General features: G+C 42.7%; 10 protein-coding genes and 1 other annotated feature. Of the genes, 5 read left to right on the forward strand and 5 right to left on the reverse strand.

The window, feature by feature from the left end; genetic code table 11:
- Positions 1–36: 36 nt before the first annotated feature.
- Complete coding sequence (locus tag NYE72_RS12895; protein ID WP_036686346.1) at positions 37–1,269, forward strand: aminopeptidase; 1,233 nt, start codon at positions 37–39, stop codon at positions 1,267–1,269.
- Between the two features lie 68 nt (positions 1,270–1,337).
- Here the strand turns inward: NYE72_RS12895 and trpS are convergent, their stop codons facing one another.
- Complete coding sequence (gene trpS, locus NYE72_RS12900) at positions 1,338–2,333, reverse strand: tryptophan--tRNA ligase (RefSeq protein ID WP_339211834.1); 996 nt, start codon at positions 2,331–2,333, stop codon at positions 1,338–1,340.
- Between the two features lie 104 nt (positions 2,334–2,437).
- Positions 2,438–2,720 (reverse strand) — a binding site (T-box leader).
- A 197-nt stretch (positions 2,721–2,917) separates the two neighbouring features.
- Between trpS and NYE72_RS12905 the strand changes: the two genes are divergently transcribed.
- Entirely contained in the window at positions 2,918–3,343 is a 426-nt protein-coding gene (locus NYE72_RS12905) for a hypothetical protein (protein ID WP_036686349.1), read from the forward strand.
- A gap of 150 nt (positions 3,344–3,493) precedes the next feature.
- Here the strand turns inward: NYE72_RS12905 and NYE72_RS12910 are convergent, their stop codons facing one another.
- Positions 3,494–3,877, reverse strand: coding sequence for a winged helix-turn-helix transcriptional regulator (locus NYE72_RS12910; RefSeq protein WP_036686351.1), 384 nt, complete (start codon positions 3,875–3,877; stop codon positions 3,494–3,496).
- 223 nt (positions 3,878–4,100) lie between these two features.
- On the opposite strand from NYE72_RS12910, the gene NYE72_RS12915 reads away from it, so the two are divergent.
- Together NYE72_RS12915 and NYE72_RS12920 are read left to right on the forward strand one after the other, a co-directional pair.
- A complete protein-coding gene (locus NYE72_RS12915) occupies positions 4,101–4,637 on the forward strand; it encodes a sigma-70 family RNA polymerase sigma factor (protein WP_036686352.1) in 537 nt (178 codons plus the stop codon).
- A complete protein-coding gene (locus NYE72_RS12920) occupies positions 4,630–5,751 on the forward strand; it encodes a DUF4179 domain-containing protein (protein ID WP_076101707.1) in 1,122 nt (373 codons plus the stop codon). Before NYE72_RS12915 ends, NYE72_RS12920 begins: the two co-directional genes overlap by 8 nt.
- A gap of 828 nt (positions 5,752–6,579) precedes the next feature.
- Here NYE72_RS12920 and NYE72_RS12925 read toward each other — a convergent pair.
- Together NYE72_RS12925 and NYE72_RS12930 are read right to left on the reverse strand one after the other, a co-directional pair.
- Positions 6,580–7,647: a hypothetical protein gene (locus tag NYE72_RS12925; protein ID WP_305953804.1), complete on the reverse strand. Its 1,068-nt coding sequence runs from the start codon at positions 7,645–7,647 to the stop codon at positions 6,580–6,582.
- 56 nt (positions 7,648–7,703) lie between these two features.
- Complete coding sequence (locus NYE72_RS12930) at positions 7,704–8,576, reverse strand: LamG-like jellyroll fold domain-containing protein (RefSeq protein ID WP_076213038.1); 873 nt, start codon at positions 8,574–8,576, stop codon at positions 7,704–7,706.
- A gap of 167 nt (positions 8,577–8,743) precedes the next feature.
- Here NYE72_RS12930 and NYE72_RS12935 point away from each other — a divergent pair, with 167 nt between their 5' ends.
- Positions 8,744–10,315: an ABC-F family ATP-binding cassette domain-containing protein gene (locus NYE72_RS12935; RefSeq protein WP_076141492.1), complete on the forward strand. Its 1,572-nt coding sequence runs from the start codon at positions 8,744–8,746 to the stop codon at positions 10,313–10,315.
- Positions 10,316–10,317: 2 nt separating this feature from the next.
- On the opposite strand, the gene NYE72_RS12940 is transcribed toward NYE72_RS12935, so the two are convergent.
- Positions 10,318–12,123: a sensor histidine kinase gene (locus NYE72_RS12940; RefSeq protein WP_076141491.1), complete on the reverse strand. Its 1,806-nt coding sequence runs from the start codon at positions 12,121–12,123 to the stop codon at positions 10,318–10,320.
- Position 12,124 lies beyond the last annotated feature (1 nt).

Genomic DNA, 12,124 nt, shown 5'->3' on the forward strand with positions numbered 1-12,124 from the left:
GCTTATAGCAACCCTAGAGATGGAGGAAGAGAATTCATGAAAGATTTTGAAGTAATGCTGGAGAAATACGCGAACCTAGTTGTAAAAGTAGGAGTAAATGTACAGCCTGGACAAGTCCTTATGGTACATGCACCGATAGAAACCGCAGAACTTACTCGCTTGATTGTAGCGAAAGCCTATGAAGCGGGAGCTAAATATGTAATTGTTGACTGGGACGATGAAGCAACCACACGGATCCGTTATGAAAAAGCCCCAGAGGATTCTTTCGATTACTATCCACAGTGGCAGGCTGAGATGATGGAGAAATTCGCGGAAGAAAATGGTGCCATCTTACATATTAAAGTACCTGATCCGGAACTGTTTAATGGCATTGATTCTTCTAAGGTATCTAGAGCAGTCAAAGCAGCAGCTATTGCTCGCAAGAACTACTCCAAATATACTCGGAACAGCAAAATCAGCTGGTCTCTGGTCAAAGCGCCAACACGTGCTTGGGCGAACAAGGTTTTTGCCGATCTTCCTGAAGAAGAGCGGGTAGAGGCGATGTGGGAAGCTGTATTCCAGATGAATCGTGTGGGCAGCGATGATCCGGTAGCTGCTTGGAGAGAGCATATTGGTCAGTTGAAAGAAAGTCAGGATAGAATGAACGCTAAACGTTATAAAAGCCTGCATTACCGTGCTCCGGGAACGGATCTGCATGTAGAGCTTCCGGAAGGCCATTTATGGCGCGGGGGTGGCGGTGAGAATGATAAAGGTGTTTATTTTGTTGCTAATATGCCAACGGAAGAAATTTATTCCATGCCCCATCGTACTGGAGTGAATGGCACAGTTAGAAGCACGCTCCCTCTTAATTTGAATGGACGTTTAGTTGAAGGACTTTCATTCACTTTTGAAAAGGGGAAAGTCGTAGCTTATGAAGCTGAATCCGGACGCGAGCATTTAACCTCACTGCTGGCAACGGATGAAGGTGCATCTTATCTAGGAGAAGTAGCCTTAGTGCAGCATGATTCTCCAATCTCTCGCTTGAACCGCATTTTTTACAATACAGGGATTGATGAGAATGCCTCCTGCCATTTCGCGCTAGGAAGTGCTTATCCTGTAAATATTGAAGGCGGCACAAAGCTTACGAACGAAGAGCTTGTGGCTAGAGGAGCTAATGTCAGCTTAACTCATGTCGATTTTATGATCGGTTCAGCAGAGCTGGATATTGACGGAGAGCTGGCGGACGGCACGATTGAACCCGTATTCCGTAAGGGAAATTGGGTGTTGTAAGGAGAAGAAAAAAGCCGGATCTCTTCCAATGAGCTTCCGGCTTTTTTGAGTACCTATAAATATCATTTTTAGATTGAAAAATAGTTAAGACTCATAGCCTCACGTACTTCGGCCATTGTTTCCTGAGCAATGCTGCGGGCATGCTGTGTTCCAGAGATTAAGATTTCCTGCACAAGCTTGGGCTTAGTAGCATAATAGGAACGCCGCTCTCGCATCGGTTCTATAAGCTGATCTAGAGCTGTCGAAATCAACTGTTTGCAAGCAGAACAACCCATGGTACCCCGCTCACAGCCTTCACGAATTTCGGTTACCCCCGCTGAGCGAAAAGAACCATGATAAGCAAAAATAGGACAGATATCTGGATGTCCAGGATCATTTTTATGCACACGCGCAGGATCGGTTGTGGCTTTTCTTATCTTGAAGGTGATTTCTTCCTTAGTGGAGTCCAGCTCGATGGCATTGCCAAGGCTTTTACTCATTTTAGCGTTGCCATCCGTACCCACAAGTCTCGGCGTCTCACTGATCAGCGCTTTGGGTTCCACCAGTATCGGGCTGTACAGCTCGTTGAATCTGCGGACGATTTTGCGGGTTAATTCCAGATGGGGGAGCTGGTCTTCTCCTACAGGAATGATCGTTGCTTTACAAAAAGTTATGTCAGCAGTCTGACTAACTGGATAACCTAGAAAACCGTAATACAATTCATCTAAGCTGGAATTTTTTGATTCGGCTTTAATCGTGGGATTATGCCGTAAAGAATTCACAGTAACAAACATAGAGAACAAGATGGTCAGCTCTGCGATTTCAGGGATCATCGATTGAATAAATATAGTTGTTTTTTCCGGATTTATACCTGCAGATAAATAGTCCAGTGTGATCTCATGCAGATGTTGACCCAGCAGCTGCGGACGATCAAAATGGGTCGTTAGGGCTTGAATATCCGCTAAAAACACAAAAGTTTCATATTGCTCCTGAAGGGCTACTCGGGTCTGCAAGCTGCCGGCGTAATGGCCAAGGTGAAGCTTTCCAGTCACTCGATCTCCAGTTAAGACACGTTCGTTCATCATATAAAAATTCCTCCTGTTATTTAGCATTTGGTTACACTCGAGTCGCCACCACCAGCCATCATCCATGGCCATCACCTCCTTTAAATGACAAAAAAACCTCATCCAATAAGGACGAAGTTGTCGTGGTACCACCTTAAATGATCGTGTCACCTTACGATTCTTGGCTTTCGATCTTCTCTTACCTGTACGGAGAGGTTGAATTAATTCTCGATACAGGTCCCTTGATAACGGCGGGAACCCCGGTTTTCCCTACTGCATCCATTAAGATAGTTCGGAAAAACAACTATAAAGGCCATTCGAGCATACGCTGGTCACCGGTTCGCACCTACCACCGGCTCTCTGAAGACCATGTTCGTCTGTCTACTTACCCTTTGTCATCGTTGTTCATGATATGTGAATTATTGTAATTCTGAACAGGGGTGTTGTCAATGAGTGGAAATCGTATGGTGATTGACAAGGTAACTAGGTTTATATGATCTAGCAAAGTATACCTTAAATGTATATAATCATCAGGAATTTAGTCCAATCTATCATTGCGGATTCACAATATACTACTCTATAACCTTGAAATGGAGTGATGATAAATGGCGACAATAATAAGTTATGGGTCACAGGCAAAAATCCCGTTAGATCCGTTTACTACAGCTATAACGGTTGCAGGGATTCCTGGAGCTGGAGCGGGTTTAGCCACAGCGCAAGTAAATATTAGTCCGGCTAATCCGGCTTCTTTCTCCAGTAGAGTCGAGTTAAATGGTAGTTTTAGTCTTACTGCACTTGCTAATAGCCAATTTCTTGTTATCATCCGACGAGCTGGAGTCGATATTTATAGATCTTTTTATCGTTTTACTACAATTACTGATATTCAATTAAGTGCTCAGTGGGTTGATGGTGCTTATATTGGAGTCCACAACTATGAATTGGTAATTCAGAATGATAGCAACTTGCCTATAAATCTATTTGGACCCATATCATTCACAGCAACTGCAATTGGAGGAGAGGGCGTAATTTAAGTTATGTTCCTGTGCGCCATTCAAGGGACGGGTGAATCAAAGCTTTGGACAGTTGAATCGATTTGATTCAGCTGTCCTTTTTTCATGAACGTATAATTGAAGTACAACTCTCGCAGCATAAATATCCAACCATACCCTTGATAGAGCGGTTTATTTATTTAAAATGTTATCCTCTAAAACAGCGTATTTATCGCCGAATTGCTTAATGATATGTTGTTCTCCCCAATTACATAATGCAGTCAAAATATCGCTTAAACTATCACCATATTCACTAAGCTCGTATTCTACTTTTGGTGGAACCTGATTATAAACAATTCGGTTGATGATTCCATCTGCCTCAAGCTCGCGTAGCTGCTGGGTTAACATTTTTTGAGTAATGCCGGGCATCAACTGTTTTAACTCGGAGGTGCGTTTTTTGCCATGAGTTAAATGACATAGAATTACGCATTTCCATTTCCCTCCGATGACCTCTAGTGTGGCTTCAACAGAAATATTGTATTTTTTCTTGACAGTTGTTGTTGGTGTTGTTGTCATGATAACCTCCATGGTATGGGTACTTTTTAGTACCTATGGCACTTTTAAGTGCGTACTATTGATTATGTCCAATTTAACCTATCATAACATTTTTCGTTCAATTTTTATAGAATGCTATAATTTAGAGAGCTTTGGGCAAAAAAGTTAAACGAAACAAAAACCGTTTCTATACCTCCCCCGTCTTAATCTATGAAAGGTTGAAGAGGGGAGGCTAAGGAAGGACATGACGATGACTAATGCAGAAATGAAAAAAGTAACGATTCTTGATACTCGGAGCGAGACGGATTTTTACGATTCGATATTGGTACATAGAGAACAACTGTACAGTATTGCTTATAGTTACTTGCGGAACCGAAACGATGCGCTGGAAGCGATGCAGGAAATGACTTGCCGGGCCTGGATTAAAAGAAAAACATTAAAGGACCCCAAAGCATTCAAATCATGGATTATTCGAATTCTAATTTATGTCTGTATAGATGAACAAAGACGAAGAAAACGTTCCATGCCGCTGGTAGATGAAAGAATAGGAGAACAGGTCACACATATTGGCCATCATCGGATGGAAATGTTGTGGGCACTTGAGCAGGTTAAGCCCAAGTATCGCCATGTGCTGCTGCTAAAATACTACAACGATATGACCTTGACTGAGATCGCTAACATTATGAATAAACCCGAGGGAACGGTTAAGACTTGGCAACATAAAGGGCTCAAGCAGTTGCGAACCATCATAAAGAATCGGGGTGAATGGAACAATGAGTAGTCAAGAGGAGCTTGCCATGTTAAGCGATGCCGAACGTATCCCACAAGAACAAAAAATAGAGAATGCAGCCGCTCAAATCTATGCGATCCAAGCAGGCTTGGAATTAGGCAAGAAACGTGGCAGAAGGTTAATGTTCACAAAAAGCGCGATGTCTGTGCTGGCGGCTGCAGTGATGATAGCGGGCCTGCTGTTCTTCAATCCAACCCAGCTGATGCCACAGCAAGGGACTTCGAGTGCTGAAACATTCGATCGGGGCGTGTTGGAGCCTTTTAAAACATTGGCTGCAGCTGATATTGATGCTCTTACTTTAGAGTCTGCAATCCGGAATGATTATGTACAAATCGTTAATAAGAGTGCTGAATCAAATGGATATAAAATTACTCTGAATGCTGTGCTTGCTGATGAAAACAAAATCATGCTGCTGTATACAGGAACAACAAGTGATGGTCAGGAAGTGTACAGTGTAAATAGTGTGAAGCTGACAGATGCTGAAACTGGACGAGATGTAATGGAGGAGAATGGGAATAGAGGCGGAATGGGAGCACACGCAGAGGGAACCCTATATACTTGGCTCGGCAAAACTGTATTTTCACTGGACCGAAATAAACCAAGGCCAACAGACGTAGTGGCGGATTTTCAGATTGCCTCTGTAGATCCGGGAATGTTAAGTAAACCGAAAACAGGAACGGTTTTATCCGACATGCGGTATTCTGATCGTTTAAAAGTGAACTTCTCTATTGATCCTAAGTTTTGGGAGCTGAAGACGGAGACATTAGTTGTTGACCACCCTTTCATAATTGACGGACAGGAAGTAAAACTAGCCGAAGTCGAGCTTTCTCCGTTAAGCATAGCGCTCAAATTTACGATAAATGAGGAATTGAAAACGGATTGGATCGTCCGAAATGAACTGTTTCAAAAGCTCCCCTATGAATTAACTGCGCAGGTTGGGAAGCACGACATTAAAATTAATCCGAATTCTGGTAGTGGAGCTGATGATGGATTTATAAGTTACTTCAGCAGTAATGTGTTGGATCACCCGAAGTCACTGCGTTTGAAGCTTAGTGCGGGGGCAGATCGAGAGAAAGAAGAGTATATTGATATTCTGAAAAAATGAGCGGTAAGCGATATTAGTGAATATGCGTTGGAAGTCGTAATATAGAAAAAGGCCGCTGGTTGCGGCCTTTTTGTTATTGTTGGGACATTATACTAACTTTGTGAGTTACCATTAACACCAAACGCATCACTTGTTAATGAGAACAAACTCCTAATGCTCCTATTTGGACTGTATGTGCATAATGCTCCTCACGGGCTACAGGCTCTTAATGTTCCTCAGGCTTCTCACGTTTCACAGGCTCCACATGTTTCACAGGCTCTTCATGTTCACAGGCTCCACATGTTTCACAGGCTCTTCATGTTTCACAGGCTCCTCACGTTTCACAGGCTCCTCATGTTTCACAGGCTCCTCACGTTTCTCAGGTTTCTCATGTTCCTCATGTTTCTCACGCGCGTAACACTCCTAACGGACTGTATTGCAACTATTTTGGCTTTTTTGACCATTTTGCTGAGTTTTCGGACTGCATAGCTCTTATTGGTCTAAATCCACACCAAAATTAAGCATATTGGGTTGAATAGCTGCATCTGAGTCCGATAGCACTGCGAAATGCCCGGATTCTTCGAAATAAGGGCTCCTGAGTCCGAACCGTCTGACCTCGTAAATACTGCACAGTAAACAGTAAATCACCGTCTGAGCGTCTTAGCTATTTCGGCAGAACAAAAGTGGCGTTAGTGCGGCGTTAGTGCGGTACAAAAGTTTGCTAATCTGGCGCTAATATGGCGCTAATATGGTGCAAAGGTGGCGCTAATGTGGCAACTAAGTTAGTAACTTTTCTCGTTGTAGTTATGGGAGTATGTGTTCAGTGATTAGTTAGTCGCATTAGTCGAATTAGTTACTGTAACTTGTTTTCAACCATTCCTCGTTTGACCAGGACAATTTGCCAGCCCCTGAACCGTCAACAGCGGTAAGTCTAGATTTTAGACTAACTGGGTCATCTGAAGTGTAGCTATAAGGTAGTGTTGTGAATCCGTTCCATGCAAATGCTTTAACGGCAGCGGGTGCAGGGGAGAGAGGGCTGTTCTTAGATGTACTGTCTCCTCTGAATGTTGCTCCATCTAGTGAATAGATCGTATCTAAAGCTGCGATTGCACCCGTATATTTGCTATTACTCGCATCCGCTTGATTGTTGCGAAGTGGATTCACTACATCAATGATTACAGAACTTTCAAGTAATACAGCTCCTCCTTCTGTCGAGATTGCTCCGTTACTTGTAACCCCGAAATGATACCCCTTGCTTGAGATCGCTTTTTCCATAGCGGAGGTTAGACGTTTTTTAGCCAATCTGGTATCTTCGTTGTCCATTACAATGTTATAGGCATGCGCATTACCACTACGAAGGCGGGGCATGCGGTCTTGTATATCTTTATAGTAGTTGTGATGGAGCGTCACAGAAAGAAGCGCATTATCAGCTGCAAATTCTGTTGCGCCTATTAAATGGCCCTTTTTTTGACTAGCGGCAATCGCAATGATGTCGTCTTTACTTAGGCCAACTGAGCTGCTTCTTAAATAAGCGTACATGGGATAAGCAGCCTTGTTGGCTTCCATAGCATTAATTTGCTGAGTAACCCAGCTGTTTGCGTTTCTATCATCCCCTAAGAAGGAAGACCATGAAATGGTGACGCCGTTGCTGCCTTTTTTAACATCGACAACTCCGTCATAAGATTTATTGAAGGTGCAGTGGTCGATCCATACGTTGTTGCTATTCTCAATGGTGATGTAGTCCCAGTCGTTTTTATCGTAATTTCCTTTGGTTGCTTCATCCCATTCCCACAGCTCATCAAATTCAAGGTTGCGGATGATGACGTTAGAGCTTCTTTTAAAAGTAAAAGCGGCATGTTTAATGGTTGCACCCTTAGCAGAGAAAATGGTCAAACCGTCGAAGTTGTCTATAGACACTTTGCTGACACCAGTCTCTATTAATACGGGATGTGTTAAAGCACTGTTATGAGCGCTTATTCACTAACCTGTACCGGTGTAGGCGTTGGTGAAACAGTTGGTATCGGCGTAGCAGTAGGTGTTGGTGTGACAGTCGGAGTCGGTATTGCAGTCGGTATCGGTGCAGCAGTAGGTGTTGGTGTAGCAGTAGGTGTCGGTGAAGCAGTTGGTGTCTGTGAAGCAGTCGGAGTCGGTATTGTAGTTGGTGTTGGTATAGCAGTCGGAGTCGGTATAGCAGTTGGTGACGGCGTGACAGTCGGTGTCGGTGTAGTGCCATTGGTGTCAGAAACGGTCACGTTGTCGAACATCGTAATTGTCTTAAAGGTAACGAGCCCTGCTGTACCTTTTTTTAATTTGGAATCGGAAGCTGAGAGCTCCAGCGTATCATTTACATACATGTTGATGGTATTTCCGCTCATTTCAAGTTTTACATTATACCAAACTCCTGTTTGCAGAGTGTAGGGTTTGCTGGTCAAAGTTGTAGTAGATCCAGAAACCTTTTTTCTGATTTCCAGCATGCCATCATTATTATTATACAAAGAAGCTGCATAAAAATTATTTCCATCTATGTATCTGCCTGCAACATAAGTTCTGTTTGAGCCATTAAAATCAACTACTTTTACATCCGCTTCCACAGTGTAATCGCTCCAGGCTGAATCACCTGCAGAAGTACGTCCTTCTTTTGTGACAGACTGGTAATATACGCTGTTGCCTTCGTCCTCAACAATAGTCCAATTCCCACTAGTGGATGTCCATAGATTACCGCCCTCTTCAAAGCGGTCTTGGAAGAAGGTAGAAGCACTTGCCGGATACACAATAAAAAGAGAAAAGAGCAGGGTTATGCACATAGTAACACTCACATTTTTCTTGATTGATTTTAGCAAACTCATTGTAATCCTCCTTATGTATTTATAAATTTATATTAATATAAATACATATATCGGAAATAAATATAAGTAATAATATGATTATAAAGTCCTTTTTTTAATTAGTGCTATAATAGCTTTTTGGGTATTCAACGATGAATTCTGATCTATACGAACTAGGAGTGATAGACTTGAGCGTAATCCGAATGGAGAACGTAACTAAGAAATATGAGAATACATTAATCTTTCGAGATATTTATTTTCGTGTGAGCAAGGGTGAACGTATTGGCTTAATCGGACGAAATGGAGCAGGTAAATCTACTGTTTTTAAGCTAATAATGGGAAAAGAGGAGCCAACGGCAGGAAAAGTAGAATTAGATCCCAATGTGAAGATCAGCTACTTCTCTCAATTCTCGGAGCTTTCCGGGTCTTTGTCTGTACAACAAGAGTTAGAACTTTGCTTCGAAGAGGTAGCACGCATTGAACAGGAGCTTAACCAAATAGGAGAACAGCTAGGGCAGGTGTCGGATGATGTCCAGATGAATGTACTTTTAGAGCGCCAAGCTGAGCTTTTTGGACAAATGGAGCATTTGGATGGCTGGAATGTATCTGTGGAAATCAATACGGTGCTGACTAAATTAGGATTCGATGAGAGATCGCGGCATCAACCTGTAGAGGAGTTATCCGGAGGCTGGAGGAACCGCGCGGCACTGGCTAAAGTCTTAATTGAAGGACCTGATGTTGTATTGCTCGATGAGCCTACTAACTTTTTGGATATGGAAGGGATCGTATGGTTGGAGCAGTGGCTGCACCGTTTCAATGGGGCGATGCTTCTGGTCTCTCATGATCGGCAATTTATTGACAGAGTGGTCACGCGGACGATAGAAATCGAGAACTATCATTTCCAGGAATATGAAGGGAATTATACCGATTACGTTCGTAAAAAGAAGATGCGCAAAAAAGTGCTCGATCGGCAATTTGAGTGGGAAGAAGAACTTCTCCTTATGGAGTCTGAGGCCATTGAAAACCGTGGTAGTAAGAAGTCCTCTAAGGACCGTCTTTCGCGTAAGCTAACGGATATGAAAAAACGAGTGGAACCTCATCCAGTTAACGTATTAATCACTGATATTTATAGTAATTTACGTTTTCCTGACAAGCTGGGGGAAGTGAAGCGGATTGGACAAAGTTATGATGGCCGCTCCATCTTCCAGAACATTAGCTTCGATATTCAAAAGGAAGACCGGATAGCAATCGTGGGTCCGAACGGCAGCGGAAAGTCGACACTCATCAAAGTACTGACTGGACAAGAAGCACCGGAATCGGGGGAAGTGACTTGGGAACGCGGGGTCAGCTATGCGTACTTTAATCAGATGTGGGATGAGCTGGATCATAAAGATACTGTCAGCCATGCCGTAAATGTTTATGGACTGGGACTGGACGCACCGCGGAAAAAGGTGAATAAATTTCTATCGATGCTGCAATTCTCGGAAATGGATCTGAGTAAAACGATTGGCAGCCTTTCAGGTGGACAGCAGGCCAGAGTGGCTTTAGCGAAATGCCTTCTCTCCGGAGCTGCTGTCATTATTTTAGATGAGCCCACTAACCATTTGGATTTAACTAGTATTCAGGTGATGGAGCAGGCGTTGATTCATTTTCCTGGCGCTGTAGTAACAGTTAGTCATGATCGGTTTTTTATTGATAAAATAGCGACGAAAATGCTCACCTTTGATCCTGAATTAGGCATTACTGAGCAAAATGTCTAGGATTACGCGGGAAGACGGATGATCACTGTCGTTCCTTCACCTACGTGACTGGAAATTTCAATTCCATATTTTTCGCCAAAATGAAATTGAATACGATCATGAACATTTTTAATGCCAATATGTTCCTCATCTAAGGTATCTGAGGGTTGAGAGAGACGGAAACGAAGCTGTTTAAGTTTCTCTTCCTCGATGCCAATGCCGTTATCTTTAACGATAATCAGCATATCATCCCCCGATATCACCGAGGATACCTCAAGCAGACCTGGTTCACTGCGACTTTCTAGGCCGTGTACGATAGCATTCTCTACGATGGGCTGCAAGGAGAAGTGCATGACCTTAACGATCTCGCATTGCGGATCTAGCTGTTCCATATACTGTAATTTATCCCCAAAACGTAACTGCTGAATTTTCACATATAGCCGGACATGCTCAAGTTCCTCGCGCAGGGTAACGGTGATTTTCCCCGTCTGAACATGAATCCGAAACAATCTGCCCACGATTCCCACCATCTCGCCAATCTCTCTTTGCCCATTGATGATGGCTTTCATTTGAATTGATTCAAGGACATTTGCCAGAAAATGAGGATTGATTTGGCTTTTGAGCGCACCATACTGGGCTACCTTTTGTTGAGCCTTGGCCATCGATGATCGCTCAATATAGTTTTGCAAATCTTTTACCATTTTACGAATTCCATTATATAGAACCCCAAATTCATCTTGGCGGTTACTGTACAAATCCACATCGAAATTACCCATCCCCACCAGCTTCACCTTCCGGCTTAACAGAATAATAGGTTTGGTTACGCGTTCCGAAAGGATATACATAAATAAGAGTGCAGTGACAAGCGATAAGAGCGCTAAGGTTAAAATGATTTTGCCAAGAAAAGAAGCCTGCTTAGTCATCTCTTTTTCATCAATATATTGAATGACCTTCCAGTTGGAGTAAGGAGAAGTAACAAAATTAATATACGAATCCTTGTCATCAAAAGTACCATATAAGCTTCCGGCGTCGTTTTTCATAAAAGTATTAAGCGCCTGTTTGTCGATGGGGATAGGCTCTAAAGGACTCGTCTCCAATGAATCTGAGCTATAAACGTTGCCTCCTTTATCGTCTAAAATAATGAATTTCCGCTTGCTATTCTCGGACAGCTTTAAGATTTCACGTAATGAATCCAGCCGGATATCAATTAACATGACACCTAAGGGCTGCTTGCTTCCTTTTTTATTAATGACTCTGGCGATGGAGATGACGGATTGTTTAGAATTGGTGCGATAGAATGGGAGATGACTTCCAAATAGGATTACACCACCCTTTTTTTGTTGCGTCTGTAAATACCAATCCTCTTGGGTGTAGTCCTTCACATCATAATCCGCACGATTGAAATTGGCGGAGTAGAATACACGTGACCCCGCGAAAATCTGCACACTGTCGACATTTTTAATCGTCATTTCAATCCCGCTGATGAACTGTTCAATCGTGTTTCCATACTGAATACTTAGATCATTCCCGATATTATCTTTGTTGATAGTCCAATGCTCGAGGGCGGTTTGTAATTGACTATCTACTTGGGCATTAAGGGTCCCTTTTTCAATGCTTTGCAGATACTGGTCGATGTTGAAAGAAAGATTATTAAGGATGAGATTAGAGCTGCTTTGATATTCATTTTTGACGGCTTGATTTGAAAAAATATAGATAATCGCGGATATAATCAGCAAAGGAATGGTAATGGTCAGGATCATCAGCACAAAAATCTGCCGATTGACATGCCGCATCCGATAACGTTTTTTTGGCTGGTTAATTTGCATCATT

The sequence above is a fragment of the Paenibacillus sp. FSL L8-0333 genome, from assembly GCF_037965665.1.
In the GTDB taxonomy this organism is placed as follows: domain Bacteria; phylum Bacillota; class Bacilli; order Paenibacillales; family Paenibacillaceae; genus Paenibacillus_AQ; species Paenibacillus_AQ odorifer.

What these genes read in the sequence shown, in the direction of transcription:
- NYE72_RS12895 (WP_036686346.1), top strand. Translation starts at nt 37, where the DNA reads ATGAAAGATTTTGAAGTAATGCTGGAGAAATACGCGAACCTAGTTGTA.
- trpS (WP_339211834.1), bottom strand. Translation starts at nt 2,333, where the DNA reads ATGATGAACGAACGTGTCTTAACTGGAGATCGAGTGACTGGAAAGCTT.
- NYE72_RS12905 (WP_036686349.1), top strand. Translation starts at nt 2,918, where the DNA reads ATGGCGACAATAATAAGTTATGGGTCACAGGCAAAAATCCCGTTAGAT.
- NYE72_RS12910 (WP_036686351.1), bottom strand. Translation starts at nt 3,877, where the DNA reads ATGACAACAACACCAACAACAACTGTCAAGAAAAAATACAATATTTCT.
- NYE72_RS12915 (WP_036686352.1), top strand. Translation starts at nt 4,101, where the DNA reads ATGACGATGACTAATGCAGAAATGAAAAAAGTAACGATTCTTGATACT.
- NYE72_RS12920 (WP_076101707.1), top strand. Translation starts at nt 4,630, where the DNA reads ATGAGTAGTCAAGAGGAGCTTGCCATGTTAAGCGATGCCGAACGTATC.
- NYE72_RS12930 (WP_076213038.1), bottom strand. Translation starts at nt 8,576, where the DNA reads ATGAGTTTGCTAAAATCAATCAAGAAAAATGTGAGTGTTACTATGTGC.
- NYE72_RS12940 (WP_076141491.1), bottom strand. Translation starts at nt 12,123, where the DNA reads ATGATGCAAATTAACCAGCCAAAAAAACGTTATCGGATGCGGCATGTC.